The following is a 21,647-nucleotide window of genomic DNA, read 5'->3' on the forward strand; positions in this document are numbered from 1 at the left end:
CCCGAGGAGACCGCATGGCGCATCCCGACCCCGCAGCACCTCGCCGCCTCGTGGTGGGTTTCGACGGCTCGGCCACCGCCGAGCACGCTCTGCGATGGGCCACGGAGGAAGCGGCGGCCCGCGGCGGTGACGTGGAGGTGATCACGGTCCGGCCGCGGGAGGAGATCCTGCCCGGGACGTCGTACGCGATCCAGCCGCACGGGTCCCGCCCGGGGACCGACGAGGAAGCCCTCCGCGCCGACCTCCGCGAGGCGGTCGCCCGCACGGTGTCGCGATCCGGTCAGTCCACCGTGACAGAGACGGTCCGCACTGGTGACCCGGCCACCGAGCTGGTCAACGCGTCGGCGGACGCCGACCTGCTCGTCGTCGGGCGGCACCGGCACGGCGCGGCCTCCGAAGTGCTGCTCGGCAGCGTCGCGGCGAGTTGCGTGCGACGGGCGCGCTGCCCGGTGGTGGTCGTTCCCGCCCAGCGTGCCGACTCCCGCTGATACCGGCCGATCACTCGCCGCGTCGCAGAACGAAGTACCCCTCTTCCTCCTGTGCGAAGTGGAGAGTGAGCACGGCGTCCAGGCCATAGAGGGTGGCGCGCAGATCGTTCACCTGCTCGGGAAGTATCCCGTCGGGTGTGCTGTCGAGGTGGCGCCCCAGCCGCCGACACAGGCGAGCGATCTCGGCATGCCCACGGCTCATCGTCACGGTCCCCTCCGCGCTGCCGAGCACACCGCTCAACACCGGGTAGAGCTCGGCTTCCTCGGCCTGCTCGTGCGGAAGCAGTTCGTCGACCAGGAGGCGATGCGCGTGGCGAACAGCCGTGTCCGCGTCGCGCGTCGCCCCGGCCCCGAGAGCGTCGGCCGCATGCCGGACCGCCGCCCGCACAGGCTGAAGGCTCTCGTGCTCGTCGGCGAAGCGACTGAGCAGAGCGTCGGCCTCGGGGTGGGCGGCCCGAGGGCCGGACCGCAACACCCGCAGGCTGTTGACGATGACGGCGATGTCGATGGCTTCCTGAACGACGGCGCCTGCGACGGGCACCAAGGCCCCCAGCGATGCCACGATCATGGCCGCGAGCGACAGGGCGGTGCCGATGACTCCGCTCTGCGATGCCACACGACGGGTCCTCCGGGCGATCTCCATGACATCGGCGAGGCGATCGATGCGGTCGTCGACGATGACCGCATCCGCTGACTGGACCGCGGCCGTGGAGCCACGCGAACCGAGAGCGATCCCCACGTCGGCCGCGGCCAGGGCGGGAGCGTCGTTGACTCCGTCGCCGACCATCACGACGGTTCCGCTCGTTCGAGCACGGCGCACCCGGGTGATCTTGTCCTCCGGGGTGGCCTCGGCCTGTACCTCGTCGAGGCCGAGCATCGACGCGACCTCGGCGGAGCTGTCCACCCGGTCTCCGGTGAGGAGAACCACGTGCCGCACACCGACGGCGTGGAGCCTGCGCATCGTGCGAGCCGCGTCGACTCGGATGCGATCACGTCCCAGCAGAGCGGCGGTGAGCCGACCGTCGACGGTCACCCAGATGACGGTCGCAAGGTCCAGGCGTCCGCGGCGCAGCACCGCCGAAGCCCATTCGGGGATCGCCGTTCCGGCCGGAATCCGGCCGACCTGGACCGTCTCGGCTCCGACCCGGCCGCCGGCACCACGCCCAGGGGCCTCGGAGACGTCCTCGGCGGACGGAACCTCGACACCTGCCCGGCTCGCCGCGCGAAGAACCGCAGCGGCAAGCACGTGCACGGAGTACTGCTCCACTGCGGCGGCGAGCCGGAGAGCGCGTTCCTGCGTGACACCGGGCGCGCACACGACGTCGGTGATCTCCGGCCTGCCCTCCGTCACGGTGCCCGTCTTGTCCAACAGCAGCGTGGTCGTCCGTCCCAGGCGTTCCAGCGCCGCGCCGTCCCGGACGACGATCCCGGCCCGCGACGCCCGGGACATTCCCCCGGTGACCGCGATCGGCACGGCGAGCAGCAGGGGACACGGCGTCGCGGTGACCAGCACCGCGACGGCGACGACCGCGTCCCGCGAGGCGAGCCAGGCACCACCGGCGAGGAGCAGCGCGAGAGGCAGGAACCACGCCGCGACCCGGTCCGCGAGCCGGGCGATGGGCGCCCGTTCCGCCGCTGCCTCCTCCGCGAGCCGGACCATTCCCGCGTACGTGCTGTCGGCGACCGTCGCGGTCGCGGTCACGTCCAGCGCCGGCCCGGCGTTGACCGCCCCGCTGCGGACCCGGTCGCCCGACGGCCGCACCACGGGTGCCGGTTCGCCGGTGAGGGCGGATTCGTCGAGAACGCCCTCGGCCCGCAGCGCCCCGTCGACCGGGACGATCTCGCCGGACAGGACGACCACCTCGTCACCTACTCCGACCTCGTCCACCGGCACCGTCACCAGCTCACCGCCTGCACGGCGATGCGCCTGGCGCGGTGCACGTTCCAGCAGCCCCGACAGGTCGCGGGCAGCACGACGGGCTGCGGCGGCTTCCAGGACCTGCCCGGTGGCGACCATCAGCGCGACGACCGCACCAGCGAGGTACTCCCCCACCGCCAACGTTCCCGCGAGGGCGAGCACGGCGAGCAGATCCGCCCCATAGCGACCCCGTCGGAGGTCCGCGACGACCCGAGCCACCGACGGCACGAGCGCCGCTGCGCTGGCCACCCCCCACAGCCACCGCTCGGCGCCGAGGCCCACGGGCCACACCGCCAGACCCGCCACCAGGAGAACGGACACTCCTGCCAGCACCCACCCGTGCCGAGTCATTCCGGCAGCACGCTGCATGTCACGTCCTCGTCGCCGTTCGTGTGCTCACCGCCTCGCATGGCCATTCGGCTCTACACCCGGCATACCCGCGCTGCGATCCGCGCGAGCCCGTTGCCGGCTCGCCCGCCTCTCGAACGTCGGAAGAGTCTGACTCCGCCCATCTCCTACGGACCACCACGCGACGCACGCCGGGCCGCGATGCCGATCGGCAGCGCCGCGAGAGCCAGGAGTACCGCCCCTGACACCAGCGCCGTCGTGGCCACCCACGGCAGCGCGGGCACGGTGGCGCCCACGTCGGCGCGCACGCTCACCCCCGGAACCTGGTCCTGGTCGACCACGACGAGCACCCAGTCGCCGGTCGACACCGTCGTGTGGATGGTCTGCGTCCCGCTGCCGCTCGCCCGGTCCACCCAGATGTCGACCGACTCCGGCGGAGCGGGCCGCCCGCCGTCGTCGACGAGCTCGGTCCTGACGCGGTCTCCGGTGACGTCCCGGACGACCGCGTGCTCGGTCCCCGCCAGGTACCGAGCGGCGTCCCGCGCCGAGGCGATGCCCAGGAACACGCTGCGATCGGGTTCGACGGGCGTGACGCTGACCCGGACGTCGCCGAGGCCGTCGCCCACCCGGTCGGCGACACCGCCCGGGAACCGCATCGGCTCGGTACGCAGCGCGTAGGTGTCGGTGGCCAGCGTCGCGGACGTGGTCAGGTAGCCGTCGGCATCCCGTTCGTTCCGGTCTGCCCAGAGCGCCACGGCACCGCCGACCAGCAGTGCCACCGCGGCGAAGGCCACCAGCGCACCCACGACCACGGACACGACCCGGCCCGTCGTCCAGCCCCGGGCGCCACCGGTATCGCTCGGGGGCGCGGTCGGCGAGTCCGGCGCGCCCAGCCCGGGTTCCTCACCGCCCAGGTCGAGCCGGAACGGCGGATACCGGTCCGTCATCAGGCCGACGTAGGCGCCCACCCGGACCACCCAGCGGTCCATGCCGAGGACGAAGTCGAAGATCGGCTTCGGGTAGTTCCCCGTGAACAGCAGCACGACCGCCGCGATGAACACGAGCAGGCCGACCAATCCGCCGGCGGCCCAGCCGCGATCGTCCGGCCCGTCCCACAAGTACCAGAGCCCACCGCCGACGAACAGCCCCACCACGAGGTAGTGCGGGATGGCCAGCAACCACTTGACGAGCACGAGACCGCGCGACAGCCGTTCGGGATAGTCGATGTCGAGCCTCGCCGGATAGTCGGGCACGTCCGCGAGGGTGAACGGCGGATAGCGATCGGTGCCGAGCGCCGCGTAGGTGTAGTAGTGGACCCGCCACGCCCAGCGGAGCACGCCGACGTTGAAGTCGAAGAGCACGCGGGGATAGCGGCCGGTGACGAGAATCGCCACGAACGCCACCACGGTGAGCACCACGAAGGTGATCCAAAGCAGCGCGAGGATCAGATAGTGCGGGAGCGCGAGCAGCCACTTCACCAGCCAGAGCCACCGCGACAGCGGGGAGTCGAGTCTCGCGTACACGCGAACCGGTTCCGTTGAGTGTGTCGTCATCGGATCGACCTCCCGATCGCCGGCGAGGATGTCGGAGCATGCGTCGGTGGATCCGCCAGAACCGACTCGCCCGACCGCGCGAGTTCGAGCTCTTCCTGGCAGGTCACGAGCACGGCCGCGGTCCGCGAGGACTGCGCACTGATCAACCGGTCGCCGGTGCCGCGGTTGCGGTCGGCGTCGACCTCGACCCCGAGCAGCGACTCGGCGAACAGCTCGGCCCGCAGCTCCGGCTGGTGTTCCGCCACTCCGCCCGTGAGGACGACCGCGTCGGGCTCCACCGTCGACACCGCCTGTGCCGCGATCTCGCGTCGGAGCCGGTGCAGGTACACGTCGAGGGCCAGTGCGGCGTCGGGATCGCCCCGAGCACGGGCCCGCCGGACTTCCCGGATGTCACCGCTGGTGCCGGACAGCCCGGCGAGCCCGGAGTCGACGTTCAGCGCCGACTCCACATCGGATGGCGCAAGCCCGTGTTCCCGCACCAGGTAGAGCGGTATGCCGGGGTCGATCGACCCGCACCGGGTGGCCATGGCGACACCCTCCAGCGGGGTGAACCCCATGGAGGTGTCGACGCTGGCGCCCCCGACGACGGCGGTGACCGACGCTCCGGCACCGAGGTGGCAACAGACGAGGCGCAGCCGCTCCAGCGGTCTGCCGAGCACCTCGGCCGTCCTGCGGGTCGCGTGCGCGAGCGACAGGCCGTGGAAGCCGTAGCGGCGCAGGCCGTAGTGGTCGCGCCAGCGACGGGGCAGCGCGTACGTCGCCGCGTGGGCGGGCAGATCGGCATGGAATGCGGTGTCGAAGCATCCCACCACCGGCACCGCGGCGGGCAGGTTCCGCGCGTGCCGGGCGAGCGTCAGACTCCGTGGCTGGTGCACGGGTGCCAGGGGCACGAGGCGCTGCAGGTCCGCGAGGACGTCCTCGTCGAGCACCACCGGAGCCCTCCGGCGCCCGCCGTGCACGATGCGGACCGACACCGCGTCCACGGGCGGCTGTGCCGCCGCGAAGTCGTCGAGCTCGTCGCGGGTCGCGCCGTCCCACTCGGCGACGTGGTCGGCGGCCGACACCACACCCCCGTCCACCACCGCGAGCTTGAGACTCGATGAGCCGGGATTGACGGTGAGCACCCGCATCAGCCGCTCCACGTCCAGTCGCGGATCTCGGGGAGATCCTCACCGGTACGCCGGATGTGGTCGTGGTGGCGGTCGAGTCGGTCGAGCAACCGTTGCCACAGCGTGCCGAGACGTCCGGCGAGCCGGGGGATCCGTTCGAGGGCGGCGAGGGCGAGGTGGAACCGGTCGATCGAGTTCTGCACGCACGTGTCGAACGGCGTCGTGGTGCCCCCGTGCTCGGAGAATCCCCGGACGTGCACGTGGTCGTGGTTGGGCCGGTTGTAGGTGAGTTCGTGGATCAGCCACGGGTAGCCGTGGAACGCGAAGATCACCGGGGTGTCGCTCGGGAACACCGCGGTGTAGTCGCGGTCGGGCACCCCGTGAGGATGCCGGCGCGGAACGGGCAGCCGGGTCAGGTCCACGACGTTCACGAACCGGATGCGCAGGTCCGGGACCAGCTCGCGCAGCACACCGACCGCCGCGAGGCTTTCCTGGGTCGGCACGTCGCCCGCACACGCGAGCACGACGTCGGGCGGCTCGGCACCGTCGGTGCTCGCCCACTCCCACAGCCCGAAGCCCCGCTCGCAGTGCGCTCGGGCCGCGTCCGCGTCGAGGTACTGCACCTCCGGTTGCTTACCGGCCACGATCACGTTCACCAGCCCGCGCGACCGCAGGCAGTGGTCGGCGACGTGCAGCAGGCAGTTCGCGTCCGGCGGCAGGTAGACCCGCGTCACCTCGGCCCGTTTGCTGAGGATGTGGTCGATGAATCCGGGGTCCTGGTGCGAGGCGCCGTTGTGGTCCTGCCGCCACACGTGGGAGGTCAGCAGGTAGTTCAGGCTCGGTATCGGGCGGCGCCACGGCATCTCCCCTGCCGTCACCAGCCACTTGGCGTGCTGGGCGACCATCGAGTCGACGATGTGCGCGAACGCCTCGTAGCACGAGAACAGCCCGTGGCCGCCGGTCAGGAGATAGCCTTCCAGCCAGCCCTGACACAGGTGTTCGGACAACACCTCGAAGACCCGGCCGTCCCCGGAGAGGTGGTCGTCACCGGGTTCCACGGGCAGTCGCCAACGACGGCCGGTGACCTCGAAGACCGCGTCGAGCCGGTTGGAGGCGTGCTCGTCCGGGGAGAACAGCAACAGGTTCCGCCGTCCGCGATTCAGCCGCATCGCGTCGCGCAGGTAGCGCCCCAGCGCGCGGGTCGATTCGGCGGTGCGCACACCGGGGCGTGGGACGTCGAGGGCGTGGGCCGCCACCTCCGGAAGCCGCAGACCACGCTGCACCAGCCCGTGCGCGAGCGGGTTGGCGCTCATGCGGAGCCCGCGTTCCGGGCAGTTCCGTGCCACCGCCGGGACCGGCGCCCCTTCCGGGTCGAACAGCTCGCCCGGACGGTAGGAACGCAACCATTCCTCCAGCGCCACCAGTTGCCGGGCGTCCCGCCGCACGGCGGGCAACGGCACCTGGTGTGCACGCCAGGTACCCTCCACCGGTTCGCCGTCGCGCCGTACCGGACCGGTCCAGCCCTTGAGCGTGCGCAACAGGACGAGGGGGCGCCGGCCCTCCGCGATCCGCTCGACACACTCGTGGAGCGCGGCCGCGTACGACTCGTGCACGGCTTCCGGGTCGGTGCCCTCCACCTCGATCGGCTCCCAGCCGAGACCCCGCACGACGGACCGGAGATCCTCGCGGGGCAGCCGCGACAACACGGTGGGATTGGCGATCTTGTACCCGTTGAGATGGAGGATCGGCAGCACCGCACCGTCCTTGGCGGGGTGGAGGAAGGCCGGTGCCTGCCAGCTCGCCGCCAACGGTCCGGTCTCCGCCTCGCCGTCACCGATCACGCACGCGACCACCAGCCCGGGCTTGTCGAGGGCGGCACCGGTGGCGTGGGCCAACGCGTACCCGAGTTCCCCTCCCTCGTGAATGGACCCGGGCACGTGCGGCGAGGCGTGGCTGGGCACGCCACCCGGGAAGGAGAACCGGCGGAACAGCCGGCGCATCCCCTCCTCGTCCTGCGGGACCTCGGGAAAGCACTCCGAGTAGGTGCCCTCCAGCCACGCGGCGGCGTTGAGGGCCGCGGCCCCGTGCCCCGGCCCCGCGACGAACAGCACGTCGGAGGCGTGCTCGCGGATGACCCGGTTCAGGTGCGCGTACGTGAGAGTCAGCCCGGGCACTGTGCCCCAGTGACCGAGCAGGCGCGGTTTCAGGTGTTCCGGTGCGAGCGGCTCACGCAGCAGGGGGTTGTCGAGAAGGTAGATCTGGCCTGCCGACAGGTAGTTCGCCGCGCGCCACCACGCGTCCAGTTCGGTGAGGTCCTGCCCCCGTGGGCTCGGCACCTGCCGAGGAGCCCCGGTCTGCGTGTCTCCGGTCGCGACCACACCGCCAGCGTTCCCGCTTCAGCGGCCGACGGACCACGGCCCGTCGGCCCTGCGCCTCGGGGTCATAGGTCCCGGGGCGGGCTACTCGACGACCATGCGGACCGGCGTGCCGAGCTCGACCGTGCGGCTCACGGTGCACAGCTTGTCGTGGGACAGGGCCACCGTGCGAGGCAGGATGGCGCGGGCGGCGTCGCCCTGCTCTCCCTCGGGGAAGCGCACCGTGAAGGTGACGGTGAGGTCCTCCATCCGGTTGCCGGAGTCCGGGTCGGAGACCTTGTCCCCGCTCACGGTCAGGGCGAACTCGTCCGGTTCGGTGCGGCGGCTGGTGGCGACGTCGGTGTCGATGGCGGTGCATCCGCCGATCGCGGCGAGCAGTAGCTCCACCGGGCTGAACTCGTCGTCGCCGTTGCCGAACCGCAGCGTGGCGCCGCGTCCGTTGTGTGCGACGTACCGGCCTGCGGACTCGCGCTCGATGCGCACCGACCTCGGAGATGTCGTCATGGCCTCGAACCTACCGCCGAGGTGCCGGGTCAGGGCCGCGGGATGCTGCGGAGGTTCGACCGCGCGATCTGGATCATGCGGCCCACTCCGCCCTGCAACACCATCTTGCTCGTCGCCAGCGCGAAGCCGGTGAGCTGCTGGCCGGTGATGCGCGGCGGGATGGACAACGCGTTCGGGTCGGTGACGACGTCCAGCAACGCGGGCCCGTCGTGGTCGAGGACGTCCCGCAGGCCGCTGCGCACGTCGCGAGGGTCCTCGATGCGCACGCCGTGGGCTCCCGAGGCGCGCGCGATGGCCGCGTAGTCGGTGTCCGGGTACGTCGTGGCGTGGGGCGGCAGCCCGGCGACGAGCATCTCCAGATCCACCATGCTCAACGACGAGTTGTTGAACACCAGGACCTTCACCGGAAGTCCATAGTGGACCAGCGTGAGGAAGTCGCCCATCAGCATCGAGAATCCGCCGTCACCCGCCATGGCGATGACCTGCCGTGCCATCGAGGGCAGCTGGGCGCCGATGGCCTGCGGCATGGCGTTCGCCATCGAACCGTGGGTGTACGAGCCGATCATCCGGCGACGCCCGTTGGGGCTGAGGTAGCGGGCCGCCCAGACGTTGCACATGCCGGTGTCCACCGTGAAGATCGCGTCGTCGGCGGCTTCGTCGTCCAGCACGGCGGCCACGTACTCCGGGTGGATGGGCTTGTGGTGCTCCACGTCGGTGGTGTAGGCGGAGACGACGTTCTCCAGCACGTCGGCGTGCTTGCGCAGCATCCGGTCGAGGAATCGCCGGTCGGTCTTGCGGCGCACGCGGGGCGTCACCGCCCGCAACGTCTCGCGGACGTCGCCGCACACCCCGTGGTCGAGCCGTGAGCGTCGGCCCAGCGCCTCCGGGCGGATGTCCACCTGCGCGATCCGCACGTTGTCCGGCAGGAAGGGCCGGTACGGGAAGTCGGTGCCCAGCAGGATCAGCAGATCGCACTCGTGCATCGCCTCGTACGCGGCACCGTAGCCGAGCAACCCGGACATGCCGACGTCGAACGGGTTGTCGTACTGGATCCACTCCTTGCCCCGCAGCGCGTGCCCGACCGGGGCGAGCGCCTTCTCCGCGAACGCCATCACCTCGTCGTGCGCGTCGGCGACCCCGCGCCCGCAGAACAGCGTCACCCGCTCCGCCTCGTCGACCATCGCGGCGAGGCGCTCGACCTCGGCCTCCCCCGGGCGCACCGTGGGCCCACCGGTCGCGAGCGCCATCTCGGTGCGCCGGCGGGGCAGGTCCATACCGGCGACGTCGCCGGGCAGGACCAGCACGGACACCCCACCACGACCGATCGCGGTCTGAATGGCGATCTGCGCGGTCTGCGGCATCTGGTCGGGGGTCTGAATCATCTCCGCGTAGTGGCTGCACTCCTGGAACAGCCGGTCGGGATGCGTCTCCTGGAAGTACGACGTCCCGATGTCCTCGCTCGGAATGTGCGCCGCGATGGCGACCACGGGCGCGGAACTGCGGTGTGCGTCGTACAGACCGTTGATCAGGTGGAGGTTGCCGGGCCCGCAGCTGCCCGCGCACGCGGTGAGCTTGCCGGTGATCTGCGCCTCGGCACCGGCGGCGAACGCCGCCGCCTCCTCGTGCCGCACCTGCACCCACTCGATCTTGGGACTGCGCCGGACGGCATCGGTGACCGGGTTGAGACTGTCCCCCACGACGCCGTAGATCCGTTCCACACCGGCCTGGACCAGCATGTCCACCAACTGCTCGGCCACCGTCTGGTTGGCCATGCGCACTCCTTCTCAGCCGACGCCCGTTCCGCCGAGAAGTAGCCCTTCCGGGCGGAAGCGAAACGTGGCCCGGTCAGGCGGGCGCTTCGGCCGGTCAGCCGCCGAACATCGTGCGCCACTGCTCCAGCGAGCGGGGCCGGAAGACGACGTTGTCGCGACGGACGTTCGACAGCGACGCCGACGGCTCCGCCGAGTACCAGTGCCCCGGATAGACGACGGGATCACCGGGCAGGTTCGCCAACCACTGCAGGCTCCGGTACATCGCGTCGACGTCCCCGCCGGGCAGGTCCGTGCGGCCGCAGCCGTCCAGGAACAGCGTGTCGCCCGCGATCAGCGCGCCGTCGAGCAGGAAGCACTGGCTGCCCGGCGTGTGCCCCGGCGTGTGCAGCAGGCGCAGCGACACGGCGCCGATGTCGAGACGGTCGTCGTGGTCGTGGGCGACGAGGTCGGTCTTCGACACACCGGTGGTGCGGCGGACCCACTCCAGTTCCGCGGCGGCGACGTGCACCGGCACCTGCACGTGGGCCAGCAGCTCGGCCACACCCGGCAGCGAGAAGCCGAGGAGATCACCGCCGACGTGGTCGGGGTGATGGTGCGTGGCGAGCACCCCGACGAGGCGCATGTCGTCGTCCGACAGCACGTTGACCAGGTCGTCGACCGCGTACGCGGGGTCGACGATCACCGCCTCGCGGGTGTCGCGGTCGCCGATCAGGTAGGTGAAGTTGCGCATCTGGGTGGCGACGGGGTCACCGACGGCGAAGTCCCGCCCGGACAGCAGTTGCCGGAAATACAAGCGCTCGGACATGGGCGCATGGTAGCCGTCCGACGTCGGCGAACCGCGGACACGCGTACGCAGGCCGCGGACACGCGTGCGGGACGTGCGGACACGCGTGCGTGGGGCGCGGACACGGTGCGGGAGGATGGCGCGCATGAACGGGACCGTGCTGGTGCTGGGAGGACGCAGCGAAATCGGGTCGGCCGTGGCGACGCGGCTGGCGGAGCGGGGCGCGCGGTCGTTCGTGCTCGCCGCGCGCCGCAGCGGGGACCTCGACGCCGAGGAGCGGGCTCTGCGAGCCGCGGGTGCCGAGACCGTGGCGCGCGTGGAGTTCGACGCCGACGATCTCGACTCGCACCAGGGGATGCTGGAGGGCGTCGTCGCCGAGCACGGCCCGCTCGACGTGGTGGTCACCGCGTTCGGGATTCTCGGCGATCAGGCGCGCGCCGAGCGCGACGCCGCCCACGCCGTGGCCATCGTCCACACCGACTACACCGCGCACGTCAGCGTGCTCACCCACGCGGCGAACCTGCTCCGAGACCAGGGACACGGCACGCTCGTCGTCTTCTCGTCGGTGGCGGGTGTGCGGGTGCGCCGCGCCAACTACGTCTACGGCTCCGCGAAGGCCGGTCTGGACGGGTTCGCGTCAGGGCTCGCCGACGCCCTGCACGGCAGTGGCGTGCGACTGCTGCTGGTGCGGCCCGGGTTCGTCGTCGGCCGGATGACCCGCGGGATGACGCCCGCCCCGTTCTCCAGCACGCCGGACTCGGTCGCCGACGCCACCGTGGCGGCGCTGCGCGCAGGAAAGCACACCGTGTGGGTGCCCGCCGTGCTGCGGCCCGTCTTCGCCCTGATGCGGCTGCTTCCCCGACCGATCTGGCGGCGCCTGCCCCGCTGACCGCGCTCCCCGCCTGCCGAGGGCGCCGCGCCTCACTCGCGGGGAGTGAGCACCTCGCTCACGCGACGATGCGGGCTCTGCGGTACCGCGCCCGAGGGCCTGCCGACGCGCATGAGCAACTGCGGGTGTCCCTGCAGCGACAACTGCTCGCCGAAACGACGGCGCGCCTCGGGCAGGTGCAACGGCTGGGTCTGCACGGCCGCCACGAACCCGCGCCGGACGGCGCCCAGCCACAGTCGCTGCATCGCCAGTCCGGTCCGCACGTGGGCCTCTCGGCTGTCCTCGCCGGTGGCGAACAGCAGCACGGTCTCCTCCGCGAGTCGCTGGGCGAGAACGCTGCGGTCGGGCAACGAGGTCTGGGCGCGGACCAGGCCCGCCCACGGCAACGAGGACGGCGGCAGCGTGCTGCCCGCGACCCCGACACCGTGCGTGCGGGTCTCCTCGTCGCGGATCGTCCAGATCGCGAGCTCGCGCTGGTAACCCTGATCGTTCTTCATCACGGTCCCGGCGTAGTCGAGCAGGTCGATCAGCGCGCCGATCTCCACCTGCCCCAGGAGCGGCCGGATTCGGACGTTCTCGTCACCGACATCCGCGAGAAGGTGGGCGACGTCCTCGCGGGACACCCGCGGTCCCGCGAACGGTCTGCGGTAGCTGCGTCGGCGGGCGATCGCGGAGTAGCGATGCAACTCGACCTCGGCGGGGCGCTCCGTGCCGTCGACCGTCAACCGGGCCACCAGGTCGGAGTCGGGCCCGTCGGGCAGCAGCGTCAACCGTGGGCACAGCGACAGCACACGCGCGGCGATCTCCAGGTTCGCCGCCGCGGCACCGCAGGAGATCGAGCGGTCCCGGTCGAACGGATCGTGGTGGGGCAGGGCGAGGTCGGCGCGCTCGAACAGCTCCGCCTCACCGTCGGGCAGCTCCAGCCGCCACGGTTGGATGTTGTGCACCGACGGTGCTCGCACGACGGCTCTGGCGAGCACGTCGGTCTCGCCGACCGACCACTCGCGCTTCGTCATGCCCCCACGATGCTGTCGTCGAGCCGCTGGTGTCACCAGTCGAAGAGCCTCGCCCCCGAGGGCCGAACGGCCTCACCCGGCACCGTCTCTCCCGGCGGCCGTCGAGTCCTGCAGTGGCCGCGGCGGCGACATACGCTGCGGGAGTGACCATCAGTGTCTTTCTCGTCGACGACCACGAGATCGTGCGCCGCGGCTTGGCGGACCTGCTGGAGGGCGAACCGGACATGCGGATCGCCGGGGAGGCGGCGTCGGTGGGCGAGGCGCTCACGCGCATCCCGACGGCGGGGGCGGACGTCGCCGTACTGGACGTGCGGCTGCCCGACGGCAACGGCGTGGAACTGTGCCGGGAACTGCTGTCCACGGTCGAGGGCCTGCGTTGCCTGATGCTGACCTCCTACCACGACGACGAGGCGCTGTTCAACGCGATCATGGCCGGGGCTTCGGGGTTCGTCCTCAAGCAGGTTCTGGGCTCCGACCTGGTGTCCGCCGTCCGCACCGTCGGTTCAGGAGGGTCGTTGCTGGACAGCAAGACGACCTCGGCGCTCATGAACCGCATCCGGAAGGAACGGGCCGACGCCGACCCCGTCGCCGAGCTGTCCGAGCAGGAACGGGCGGTCTTCGAGCTGATCGGGGAGGGCCTCACGAACCGCGAGATCGCCGCGCGGCTCTTCCTGGCCGAGAAGACCGTGAAGAACTACGTCTCCCGCCTGCTCGGCAAACTCGGCATGCGCCGCCGGACCCAGGCGGCCGTGCTCGCCACCGAGCTGCGCAAGCAGAACTCGCCCCGCTTTCCCAAGCAGGGTTAGAGGGGCACCCGCCACAGCACGCACGTACCGCCCTCGGGCTCGTTCCGGACGAAGAGCTCCCCGTCGCACTGGCGGGCCCGCTTCTCCATGTTCTCCAGGCCGGAGCGCCGGGCGTCGGGCGGGATGCCCACGCCGTTGTCGGCGACCTCGACCACCAGCCGGCGCTCCGAGGCGTCCACCACGATGCGGATCGCGTCGCCGTGGGAGTGCCGCAGCGCGTTGCTCAACGCCTCCCCCAGTACGGCCTCGGCGTGCTCGCCCACCTGCGGCGCGACGAGGGAGTCGAGGGCACTCGACAGCTTCATCGTGGGCGCGACGTCGCTCTCCGTGGTGAGCTGCTCCACGATGTCGAGCAGCCGCCGGCGCAGGCTCGTCCCTTCCGGGTGCTCCGAGGCGTGCAGGTCGAAGATCGACGTGCGGATCTCCCGCACCGTGGCGTCGAGCTGCTCGACGGCCTGCTCCACACGGGCCCGGGCGTGGACGTCGTCGATGCGCCGGAGTGTGCCCTGAAGGCTCATGCCGGTGGCGAACAGTCGTTGGATGACGTGGTCGTGGAGGTCCTGGGCGATGCGATCGCGTTCGGCCAGCACGTCGAGCAGCCGCTGGCTGCGCTGCTTGTCCGCGAACTCCAGCGCCACGGCGGCCTGGTCCGCCAGCGACGTGAGCATCGGCAGGTGATCCCGGGTGAACGTCGGTGCGCCCTTGGCCCGCACCGTGACGAGTGCTCCGCCCGTGCCCGCCGCGCCCATGAGCGGCAGCACGGCGCCGGGCCCGAGGCCGAGGTCGTCGGCGTCCTCCGTGCCGTCGGTGAGCTCGGGGGGCAGCGCCGAGGCGAGGTCGGCGAACAGGCGAGGAACGCCGTCGCGCATGGCTCGCGCGACGGCGGAGTCACCTCGGACGTCCACGGCCAGGCGCGCCAACGCGGAGACGCCCTCCACCGACACGTTCGTCGAGACGATGTCGGACATCTCGTCGGCCGCGAGCAGGATGACCGCGTCCCGGGCCTCGGCGAGTTCGCACATCCGCCGCACGACGAGACGCAGCGTCGCCTCCACCGACGCCCCACCCAGCAGCTCGCCGTTGATCTCGGCCACGGCGCCGAGCCAGCGCTCTCGCCTGCGCGACTGCTCGAACAGGCGGGCGTTGTCCACCGCCACGCCCGCCGCGGCGGCCAGCGTCTGGAGGATCACCTCGTCGTCGGAGGTGAACTCGACACCACCGCGCTTCTCGGTCAGGTAGAGGTTGCCGTAGACCTCGTCACGCAGGCGCACGGGGACGCCGAGGAAGCTGTGCATGGGTGGGTGGTGCTCCGGGAAGCCCACCGACACCGGATGCCGGGAGAGGTCCTTGAGCCGCACGGGTCGCGGGTCGTCGATCAGCAGCCCCAGCAGGCCGCGGCCTTCGGGGAGATGCGGCATGCGCGCGGCGGCTTCGGGCTCCATGCCCACGTGGAGGAACTCGGCGAGCCGGTCGCCCTCCTCGTTGAGAACACCCAGGGCGCCGTAGCGGGCGTCGACGAGTTCGGTGGCCGCCTCCACGATGCGCTGCAACGTCGAGTCGATTTCGAGGCCCGACGAGACCGCGAGCACCGCGTCGAGCAGTCCCTGGAGACGGTCGCGCGTACGGACGATCTCACCGATGCGGTCCTGCACCTCGTGGAGCAGCTCGTCGAGGCGCAGGCCGGCGAGAGCACGCGTTCTCCGACTGTCGTCGCCGCTGTGGCCGACCGCAGGCTCCTCCGCTGACATGACTCTCTCCGGTCGAGGGGACAGGCCTCATGCGTGTTCCCTGGTCGGAGGCCTTTCAAGCAGGCTCGGCACGCGGTGGCCGTCCGAGCACGAGCAGCGACTGGGGGCTACCGTCGACGCCCGCGTGCCGCACCATGCGCTGGCGGAACTCCCGCATCTCGAAGGGCTCGACGACGGGAGAGGCCGTCAGTCCCAAGGCCGTGGCCGCGAGCCAGGCGCGCTGCAGCGTGACCCCGGCGACGAGCTGCCCACGTCGGCCGTCGGTGGCCGTGACGACCAGCAACCCCGCCTCGAGACCGCGTTTGCGGTGTGCGGCCACGACCGCCGACACCGGGACGACTTTCGCGTCGGGCAGCTCGGCCGCGCGGACGATCGCGTCGCGAACGGCGGGGTCCAGTGCCTCGGGATCGCGGGGGTCGAGCGCGGCGTGGTGCCTGCGCTGCTCGAAGACGGCACGGAACTGGCCGACGTCGGCCGCCGAGGGGCGGTGGCGACGGCTGGCCACCACGGTGGCCACCAACTCCGCCCGGTCGGGATCGCCGAACAGCACCACCTCGGGCGCCCAGCCGAGCACGCGCACCGCGCAGCTCACGACAGTCAGCGCGCAGCCGCAGGCGATGACGCCGTTGCGGTTGGCTCCGGCGTGCCCCCTCAGCGGGAAGGGCAGATTCTCGGCGATCTCCACCCGGTGACCGTGCATGTGGATCGTCCACGGCTCGGCGAGCCCGCAGCGGTGGGCGTGCGCCGTGGCGCGGGAGAGCACGCCCTTCTCCTGCTCCGACCACGTGTGGCCCGCGAGCGAGAGAACAGGTGGCTCCACGGTCACGTCCCTCACCTCTCACCGCTGTGACCAACGAGCACGTCGTCCAGGGCCCGCCGGGGGGTGGGCGTGCCGGGATGCCCGTACCCGATCCGCAGTGCCGCCTGCGGGTGGTCCGTGCCCCCGAGCATCGTCCGCAGTTCCGCCCGGATCGCCGGAATCTCCAGCGGTTGCGCGAGGAACGACGCCTGCAGGCCGTGGGCGGTGACGGTGAGCAGGACCCGCTGGAGCGCCTGCCCCGCCCGGACCGCGTCGCGGCGCGTGTCGCCCGGGGTCGTGAGCACGGCGACGAGAGGTTGCCGCTCGAACTCCCGCGCTGCCCTGCGCGCGGCTCCCCCGAACTCCCGCAGGGCCAACGCGGCCTCGTCCGGGACCCTCGGCCCGCCCGCCGACAGCGGGACGCCGTCGCGCCGCTCGCCGTGATGGCTCCACGCCTCCAGCTCGGCGAGGAACGCCTCGTCCTGTCGCTGGAGGTGCTCCGCTCGCCGCAGGAGTGCGGCGAACGCGTCGAACGCGGCGGGTTCGGTGAGCAGCATCAGCCGCGCCCCCTCCTCCCGCGCCGCCCGGATCAGCGCGTGTCGCACCACCGACGGCACCGGCGAGTCCACGAACGGGCGACGGTTGGTGTGTCGCTCGGCGATGGCCGCGGCGAGTCGCACGTCGTCGGCGGGTGGCCTCCGGCCGACGCCGACCCGGAGCGTGGCGACCAGGTCGGGACGGGTCCGGTCCGGCAGGATGGACACCGCGCAGGCGATGCCCCGACGGGCGAGGGCGAGCCGGATGTTGAGCACGGCCGCGCCGCAGGCGAGGATCGCCTCCCTGCCGTCCGGATCGCTCACCGTGAGCACCCGGCTCTCGTCGAGGAGCACGTCGATCTCGCCGTCACGCACGGCGAACAACCACGGCTGGGTGTTGTGCGGGGAGGGCGCCCGGGTGCCCGCCCGCAGCGCCTCCGCGACGACCGTGTCGAGGGCGCCCGGTGCGGTGTCGGTCATGGCGTCGAGTGTGGTCGTCCTCCGACCCGCCGTGAACCGGCTCTCGCCCCGTTCCGGCAGGGTCTTTGGTCCCGCGCCCGCCATCCGGGACCTCCGACCCTGTCCGCGTGCCCGCCGGTTCGGAGACGCTGCCCGTATGCCCGGTGACGCTCCGACCGACGGCACGATCGTGGTCGGCATCGACGGCTCGCCCGCGTCACGCCAGGCGCTCCGCTGGGCGTGCTACCAGGCCGAGATCACCGGTGGGAGCGTCCTGGCACTGTCGGTGCGGGAGGAGTCGGCGTTCCTGCCAGGCTCGGAGTTCGCGTTGCGCCAACGGGGTTCGTGGCGCAGCGACGAGGCGGTGCGCGCGGCCCTGCACCGGACGGTGAGCCTGGTCAGCACGTCGGCGCCCGTGCGCGAGCGCGTGGTCAGCGGTCAGCCCGCGGACGAACTGCTGGCCGCCGCTCACGACGCCGACCTGCTGGTGCTGGGCACGGACGCGCACCGCGGACTCAGCGCGGTGCCGCTGGGCGGCGTGGCCGTCGAGTGCGTCCGGCGTGCCGTGTGTCCGCTGGTGCTGGTGCCCGCCGCTCCGGCGCGGTGAGACACCAGGTCCGTCTGGATGGACGTCGCCGGTGCCGCGGTCAGTCTTCGTCGCGGCTCCGGTGCCGGACCGTCGCCCGCACCACGCCCGGCACCGACTCGGCGAGGACCGTGGCGACGTGGCGGTCGGTGGGGTCGTCGTGATCGTCCAGGACGGTCACCGTACCGCCGTCGACCACCACGCTCCACCGGTCGGGCCCGCCGTAGACCATCAGCCGGCGACGGACGTCCCGGGCGATGTCGGCGTCGTCCCGCGACAACGCTCGCACGACGTCGCTGCGCGTCACGACGCCCACCAGTTTCGAGCCCGCCAGCACCGGTACGGCCCGGTAGTGGCCCTCCAGCAGCGTTCCCACCAGTTCCGCCACGTCCGTCCCCTGCTGGGTGCACGTCGGCGAGGTCGTCATGATCTCGGCCACCGACTCGCGCGCGTCCGTCGTCGGCGCGGCCGCCGCTCCGGTGCGGTACCGCGCGTCGGGCGGCACGCGCCCGGCGACGACGTCGGCCTCCGTGACGATGCCCACCACGCGGTCGCCCTCGTCCACCACGGGCAGGGCCGTGAAGCCGTGCTCGGCCAGCAGTCGCGTCGCCTTCTTCACCGGGTCGTCCGGTGAGACCGTGACCACCGGCGTCGTCATGATGTCCTTGGCGCGCATTACTCTCCCGAACGGATCACGGCCACGGGGCACGGCGCGTGGGTCACCAGGGCCTGGCTCGTGGAGCCGAGCAGCATCCCGCTGAAGCCACTGCGACCTCGGCTGCCCACCACGAGCATGCGCGCGCTCCGGCCGTGGTGGAGCAGCGTCCGCACGGGCCGGCCACGGACGACGACGGTCTCGACGGCGATGTCGGGGTGACTCTCCCGCAGCGGCCCGACCTGCTCGGCGAGCGCGGCGCGCTCACCGTCCTCGATCTCGGCGGGGTCGACCTTCATCGGATAGCGCGGAACGGCCTCGTCGAGGAAGATGCCGCGCCACGTGCGCACCACGGTCACCGGTGCCGCTCTGGCGACCGCCTCGTCGAACGCGAACCGCAACGCCGCCGTGCTGGCCTCGGAACCGTCGGCACCGACCACGATCGGGGCTTCGGGCCCGAGGGACTCCGTCGACCGCCGCACGACCACCACCGGCGAGTGACCGTGCGTGGCCAGCCCCACGGCCACCGAACCGACGAGCATGCCGGTGAACCCGCCCAGGCCGCGCGACCCGAGCACCGTGATCCGCGCCCGGCGTGATTCCTCGACAAGGGCGCTCACGGCTTCCTCCTCGACGAGGTCCGTCTCGACGGGGACGTCGGGCGCCACCGCGCCGACCGTCTCCCGGGCCTCGTCGAGCCACGCCCCGCCCTGGTGCCGCATCCCGTCCCGCAGTCGCGGGAACGTGGCGACGAAATCCGGATACCCGTGCAGCGGCACCACGTAGGCGTGGACGAGCCGAACCGTGTCCGCTCGAAGAGCCGCTTCCTCGGCGGCCCACCGTACTGCGCCGAGCGCCGACTCCGACCCGTCGACGCCCACGACGATCGTGCTCATGGTCCTGTCTTCTCCCGACGTCGGCTCCGGCTTCTCTGGGGCTCCGGCCTGGTTCCTCGCGGCACCACCAGCAACGGGCAGGGCGCCGAGCGGGCCAGGGCGTGGCTCGTCGAACCCAGCAACCGCCCGCTCAACTCCCGGTGTCCGGTGCTGCCGACGACCAGCAGCTGCGCCGACCGGGCATACCCCAGCAGCGCGTCTCGCGGCGCGTCGCGGGTGACGACCCGCTCGACCTCCACCTCCGGGTACCACTCGCGCATGCCCGCCAGCCGTTCCGCGAGCGTGATGGCCTCGGCGGTCTCCCCTTCACCCCAGGGCCCTTCGGCGTGGTGATGGAACAGGCCACGCCGCGACCCGCTCGCCGCGTGGACGGCGATCAGCGGTGCGCCACGGAGAGCGGCCTCCTCGTAGGCGACGACCACGGCCTCCACACTCGTGGGTGAGCCGTCGACGCCCACCACCACCGGGCCGCCTTCCGGCGGCTGTTCGGTCTCCCTGGTCCAACGCACGATCGCCACCGGGCAGGGAACGTGGCCCATGAGGCCCGTGGCCACCGCGCCCAGCCGCCCACCGTGGCTCTGCGGCGCGTGCCCGCCGATGACGGTGCAGGCCGCGTGCTGCGCGCGCTCCGCCAGCGTGGCGGTGGCACCACCGATCACGAGTTCGGTGCCGATCTCCGCCGGCCCGCCCGCCCGCTCGGCCGTCGACCGGGCCCGATCCAGCCACGCCCGGCCCTTGGTCTCCATCTCCAGGAAGTGGTCGGGCGGCATCCCGATCCCGGTGCCGTAGGGAGTGGGCGGGTCCATGGCCGTCACCAGCAACAAGGGCTTGTGCCGTCTCGCCGCCGTCGACGCCGCCCACGCCGTGGCTCGCAACGCCGACGTCCCACCGTCCACGCCCACCACCAGGCCTGGCGGCACACCCTCGCCCGTCATCCGGCCACTCCTTCTCGATCGGCTCCGCTGACCAGCGTGACCACAGGCGGAGCCGTCGGGCAGGAGTCGAAAGCCCCTGGACCGCCCGGATCGCTCGACGGTGGTCCGCTCGGTCCGGGCCGTGCGCGCCCGTCAGGGCCGTTGGACTCTGCCCCGACAGCCCCGGCAGCGGCGATGCTTGGGAGGTGCCGGGGACGACGAGGGACTCGACATGACGCTGGTGCTGGGTGTGAACGGATTCGGCCGTGTCGGGAGGGCCCTGGTGCGCTGCGTGCTCGCCCGAAGCGACGGTGCCGAGCCCGTCGAGGTGGTCGCCGTGAACGACCCCGCCGACAGGGAGACGCTCGCGTACCTGCTCGAGTACGACTCGACGTACGGGCGGCTGGACCAGCCGGTGCACGTGCGCGGGCACACCCTGTGCGTCGGCCCGCATCGCATCGCGCTGACGCAGGGCGAGCGGCCCGGTGACGTGGACTGGCGACGGTCCGGCGTCGACGTCGTGGTCGAGACCACCGCACCCGCTCCGGCGCGCCGAGATGCGGCGGCCCACCTCGACGCCGGCGCCGGCAAGGTGATCGTCGCGGGGTACCACCCGGACGCCGACGCCACCATCGCGGTCGGCATCAACGACGACGACTACGACCCACGCCACCACCACGTCGTGTCCGCCGCGTCGGGAGCCGCGCACTGCGTGGCACCGATGCTGCGGGTGCTGCACCGCGCCTTCGGCGTCCGCCACGGCATCCTGACGACGATCCACAGTTACACCAACGACCAGTCCCTGCTGGACCGACCGCACCGCGACCGCCGTCGGTCGCGTTCGGCGGCCGTCAACATCGTGCCGACGACCACCGGAGCGCCACGGTCGCTGAGTGCGCTGTTGCCCGAACTCGCCGGTGCGACCGAGGCGGTGTCCGTCCGGGTGCCGGTGGAGGACGGCTCGCTGGCGGACCTCACCGTCGTCGTGGGCTCGCCCGTGACGACAGGCCAGGTGAACCGCGCGTTCGCCGACGCCTCGTCGGGGCGGCTGCGCTCCCACCTGCGCTACACCGAGACTCCGCTGGTCTCGCGCGACGTGGTGGGCTCGGCGGAGTCGTGCGTGTTCGACGCGGGACTCACCACCACGTGCGCCGGTCTCGTGAAGGTCTTCGGCTGGTACGACAACGAGTGGGGCTACGCCCACCGGCTGCTGGAACTCGCCGAGCTGCTCAACCCCGGAGGTTCGTGATGGCGTGCCACCGGATGGGGCGGGTGGGAGGCGTCCCCGTGGAGGTGCATTCCTCGGCCGCCGCGGCGGTCGCGGTGCTCACGGCCGTGTTCGCGCTCGGACTGCTGCCCGTCACCGCCGCCGAGGCCTCGATCGCGTCGTACTGGTTCGCCGGGTTCGGCGTCGCGCTCGCGGTGTTCGCCTCCCTTCTCCTGCACGAACTCGCCCACGCCGCCGTGGCCCGCCGCTACGGCGTCGGCACCC

At 72.2% G+C, this 21,647-nt stretch carries 19 protein-coding genes and 1 pseudogene; 6 read left to right on the forward strand and 14 right to left on the reverse strand.

Annotated elements, in window-relative coordinates:
• Positions 1-14: 14 nt before the first annotated feature.
• Complete coding sequence (locus SACAZDRAFT_RS04575; protein ID WP_005439150.1) at positions 15-488, forward strand: universal stress protein; 474 nt, start codon at positions 15-17, stop codon at positions 486-488.
• A 10-nt stretch (positions 489-498) separates the two neighbouring features.
• Here SACAZDRAFT_RS04575 and SACAZDRAFT_RS04580 read toward each other — a convergent pair whose 3' ends face one another.
• From SACAZDRAFT_RS04580 to SACAZDRAFT_RS04610, 7 genes are all read right to left on the reverse strand, one after another.
• Positions 499-2,775 carry a heavy metal translocating P-type ATPase gene (locus SACAZDRAFT_RS04580; protein ID WP_005439152.1) on the reverse strand — a complete coding sequence of 759 codons (2,277 nt, stop codon included), beginning with the start codon at positions 2,773-2,775 and terminating at the stop codon, positions 499-501.
• 146 nt (positions 2,776-2,921) lie between these two features.
• Positions 2,922-4,307: a DUF4389 domain-containing protein gene (locus SACAZDRAFT_RS04585; protein WP_005439154.1), complete on the reverse strand. Its 1,386-nt coding sequence runs from the start codon at positions 4,305-4,307 to the stop codon at positions 2,922-2,924.
• Positions 4,304-5,437: an acetate/propionate family kinase gene (locus SACAZDRAFT_RS04590; protein WP_005439156.1), complete on the reverse strand. Its 1,134-nt coding sequence runs from the start codon at positions 5,435-5,437 to the stop codon at positions 4,304-4,306. Before SACAZDRAFT_RS04590 ends, SACAZDRAFT_RS04585 begins: the two co-directional genes overlap by 4 nt.
• Positions 5,437-7,794 (reverse strand): phosphoketolase family protein, encoded by a 2,358-nt coding sequence (locus SACAZDRAFT_RS04595; RefSeq protein WP_005439158.1) that lies wholly within the window; start codon positions 7,792-7,794, stop codon positions 5,437-5,439. Before SACAZDRAFT_RS04595 ends, SACAZDRAFT_RS04590 begins: the two co-directional genes overlap by 1 nt.
• An 81-nt stretch (positions 7,795-7,875) precedes the next feature.
• Entirely contained in the window at positions 7,876-8,295 is a 420-nt protein-coding gene (locus SACAZDRAFT_RS04600; protein WP_005439160.1) for an OsmC family protein, read from the reverse strand.
• Positions 8,296-8,324: 29 nt separating this feature from the next.
• On the reverse strand, positions 8,325-10,067 hold the full coding sequence (locus SACAZDRAFT_RS04605; protein WP_005439162.1) for a pyruvate dehydrogenase: 1,743 nt from the start codon (positions 10,065-10,067) through the stop codon (positions 8,325-8,327).
• Positions 10,068-10,161: 94 nt separating this feature from the next.
• A complete protein-coding gene (locus tag SACAZDRAFT_RS04610; protein ID WP_005439164.1) occupies positions 10,162-10,872 on the reverse strand; it encodes an MBL fold metallo-hydrolase in 711 nt (236 codons plus the stop codon).
• Between the two features lie 124 nt (positions 10,873-10,996).
• On the opposite strand from SACAZDRAFT_RS04610, the gene SACAZDRAFT_RS04615 reads away from it, so the two are divergent.
• The gene (locus SACAZDRAFT_RS04615) at positions 10,997-11,740 is read left to right on the forward strand and encodes an SDR family NAD(P)-dependent oxidoreductase (RefSeq protein WP_005439166.1); all 744 of its coding nucleotides are present in this window, start codon (positions 10,997-10,999) and stop codon (positions 11,738-11,740) included.
• Positions 11,741-11,772: 32 nt separating this feature from the next.
• Here the strand turns inward: SACAZDRAFT_RS04615 and SACAZDRAFT_RS04620 are convergent, their stop codons facing one another.
• Entirely contained in the window at positions 11,773-12,756 is a 984-nt protein-coding gene (locus SACAZDRAFT_RS04620) for an Acg family FMN-binding oxidoreductase (RefSeq protein ID WP_005439167.1), read from the reverse strand.
• A gap of 143 nt (positions 12,757-12,899) precedes the next feature.
• Here SACAZDRAFT_RS04620 and SACAZDRAFT_RS04625 point away from each other — a divergent pair, with 143 nt between their 5' ends.
• Positions 12,900-13,562: a response regulator gene (locus SACAZDRAFT_RS04625; RefSeq protein ID WP_176662559.1), complete on the forward strand. Its 663-nt coding sequence runs from the start codon at positions 12,900-12,902 to the stop codon at positions 13,560-13,562.
• Here the strand turns inward: SACAZDRAFT_RS04625 and SACAZDRAFT_RS04630 are convergent.
• From SACAZDRAFT_RS04630 to SACAZDRAFT_RS04640, 3 genes are read right to left on the reverse strand one after another with little or no spacing between them, the layout of a single operon-like run.
• The gene (locus tag SACAZDRAFT_RS04630; protein WP_005439171.1) at positions 13,559-15,310 is read right to left on the reverse strand and encodes a sensor histidine kinase; all 1,752 of its coding nucleotides are present in this window, start codon (positions 15,308-15,310) and stop codon (positions 13,559-13,561) included. The genes SACAZDRAFT_RS04625 and SACAZDRAFT_RS04630 overlap by 4 nt on opposite strands.
• Positions 15,311-15,365: 55 nt before the next feature.
• On the reverse strand, positions 15,366-16,136 hold the full coding sequence (locus SACAZDRAFT_RS04635) for a hypothetical protein (RefSeq protein WP_005439173.1): 771 nt from the start codon (positions 16,134-16,136) through the stop codon (positions 15,366-15,368).
• Between the two features lie 5 nt (positions 16,137-16,141).
• Positions 16,142-17,125 (reverse strand): Acg family FMN-binding oxidoreductase, encoded by a 984-nt coding sequence (locus tag SACAZDRAFT_RS04640; RefSeq protein WP_232286360.1) that lies wholly within the window; start codon positions 17,123-17,125, stop codon positions 16,142-16,144.
• A gap of 136 nt (positions 17,126-17,261) precedes the next feature.
• Here SACAZDRAFT_RS04640 and SACAZDRAFT_RS04645 point away from each other — a divergent pair, with 136 nt between their 5' ends.
• Positions 17,262-17,711, forward strand: coding sequence for a universal stress protein (locus SACAZDRAFT_RS04645; RefSeq protein ID WP_005439176.1), 450 nt, complete (start codon positions 17,262-17,264; stop codon positions 17,709-17,711).
• Positions 17,712-17,751: 40 nt separating this feature from the next.
• Here the strand turns inward: SACAZDRAFT_RS04645 and SACAZDRAFT_RS04650 are convergent, their stop codons facing one another.
• From SACAZDRAFT_RS04650 to SACAZDRAFT_RS04660, 3 genes are read right to left on the reverse strand one after another with little or no spacing between them, the layout of a single operon-like run.
• Positions 17,752-18,366: a CBS domain-containing protein gene (locus tag SACAZDRAFT_RS04650; protein WP_005439178.1), complete on the reverse strand. Its 615-nt coding sequence runs from the start codon at positions 18,364-18,366 to the stop codon at positions 17,752-17,754.
• Complete coding sequence (locus SACAZDRAFT_RS04655; RefSeq protein ID WP_005439180.1) at positions 18,366-19,241, reverse strand: universal stress protein; 876 nt, start codon at positions 19,239-19,241, stop codon at positions 18,366-18,368. Before SACAZDRAFT_RS04655 ends, SACAZDRAFT_RS04650 begins: the two co-directional genes overlap by 1 nt.
• Positions 19,238-20,176, reverse strand: coding sequence for a universal stress protein (locus SACAZDRAFT_RS04660; protein ID WP_005439181.1), 939 nt, complete (start codon positions 20,174-20,176; stop codon positions 19,238-19,240). The genes SACAZDRAFT_RS04655 and SACAZDRAFT_RS04660 overlap by 4 nt, the downstream gene beginning before the upstream one ends.
• A 211-nt stretch (positions 20,177-20,387) precedes the next feature.
• Between SACAZDRAFT_RS04660 and SACAZDRAFT_RS04665 the strand changes: the two genes are divergently transcribed.
• Positions 20,388-21,404 (forward strand): type I glyceraldehyde-3-phosphate dehydrogenase, encoded by a 1,017-nt coding sequence (locus tag SACAZDRAFT_RS04665; RefSeq protein WP_005439182.1) that lies wholly within the window; start codon positions 20,388-20,390, stop codon positions 21,402-21,404.
• Between the two features lie 38 nt (positions 21,405-21,442).
• A pseudogene (locus tag SACAZDRAFT_RS23675) lies at positions 21,443-21,647 on the forward strand (site-2 protease family protein); the annotation flags it as partial.

This window comes from Saccharomonospora azurea NA-128 (genome assembly GCF_000231055.2).
In the GTDB taxonomy this organism is placed as follows: domain Bacteria; phylum Actinomycetota; class Actinomycetes; order Mycobacteriales; family Pseudonocardiaceae; genus Saccharomonospora; species Saccharomonospora azurea.

What these genes read in the sequence shown, in the direction of transcription:
- SACAZDRAFT_RS04660 (WP_005439181.1), bottom strand. Translation starts at nt 20,176, where the DNA reads ATGACGGGCGAGGGTGTGCCGCCAGGCCTGGTGGTGGGCGTGGACGGT.
- SACAZDRAFT_RS04665 (WP_005439182.1), top strand. Translation starts at nt 20,388, where the DNA reads ATGACGCTGGTGCTGGGTGTGAACGGATTCGGCCGTGTCGGGAGGGCC.
- SACAZDRAFT_RS04585 (WP_005439154.1), bottom strand. Translation starts at nt 4,307, where the DNA reads ATGACGACACACTCAACGGAACCGGTTCGCGTGTACGCGAGACTCGAC.
- SACAZDRAFT_RS04640 (WP_232286360.1), bottom strand. Translation starts at nt 17,125, where the DNA reads ATGACCGACACCGCACCGGGCGCCCTCGACACGGTCGTCGCGGAGGCG.
- SACAZDRAFT_RS04590 (WP_005439156.1), bottom strand. Translation starts at nt 5,437, where the DNA reads ATGCGGGTGCTCACCGTCAATCCCGGCTCATCGAGTCTCAAGCTCGCG.
- SACAZDRAFT_RS04620 (WP_005439167.1), bottom strand. Translation starts at nt 12,756, where the DNA reads ATGACGAAGCGCGAGTGGTCGGTCGGCGAGACCGACGTGCTCGCCAGA.
- SACAZDRAFT_RS04575 (WP_005439150.1), top strand. Translation starts at nt 15, where the DNA reads ATGGCGCATCCCGACCCCGCAGCACCTCGCCGCCTCGTGGTGGGTTTC.
- SACAZDRAFT_RS04650 (WP_005439178.1), bottom strand. Translation starts at nt 18,366, where the DNA reads ATGCGCGCCAAGGACATCATGACGACGCCGGTGGTCACGGTCTCACCG.
- SACAZDRAFT_RS04605 (WP_005439162.1), bottom strand. Translation starts at nt 10,067, where the DNA reads ATGGCCAACCAGACGGTGGCCGAGCAGTTGGTGGACATGCTGGTCCAG.
- SACAZDRAFT_RS04655 (WP_005439180.1), bottom strand. Translation starts at nt 19,241, where the DNA reads ATGAGCACGATCGTCGTGGGCGTCGACGGGTCGGAGTCGGCGCTCGGC.
- SACAZDRAFT_RS04645 (WP_005439176.1), top strand. Translation starts at nt 17,262, where the DNA reads ATGCCCGGTGACGCTCCGACCGACGGCACGATCGTGGTCGGCATCGAC.
- SACAZDRAFT_RS04600 (WP_005439160.1), bottom strand. Translation starts at nt 8,295, where the DNA reads ATGACGACATCTCCGAGGTCGGTGCGCATCGAGCGCGAGTCCGCAGGC.
- SACAZDRAFT_RS04615 (WP_005439166.1), top strand. Translation starts at nt 10,997, where the DNA reads ATGAACGGGACCGTGCTGGTGCTGGGAGGACGCAGCGAAATCGGGTCG.
- SACAZDRAFT_RS04610 (WP_005439164.1), bottom strand. Translation starts at nt 10,872, where the DNA reads ATGTCCGAGCGCTTGTATTTCCGGCAACTGCTGTCCGGGCGGGACTTC.
- SACAZDRAFT_RS04630 (WP_005439171.1), bottom strand. Translation starts at nt 15,310, where the DNA reads ATGTCAGCGGAGGAGCCTGCGGTCGGCCACAGCGGCGACGACAGTCGG.
- SACAZDRAFT_RS04580 (WP_005439152.1), bottom strand. Translation starts at nt 2,775, where the DNA reads ATGCAGCGTGCTGCCGGAATGACTCGGCACGGGTGGGTGCTGGCAGGA.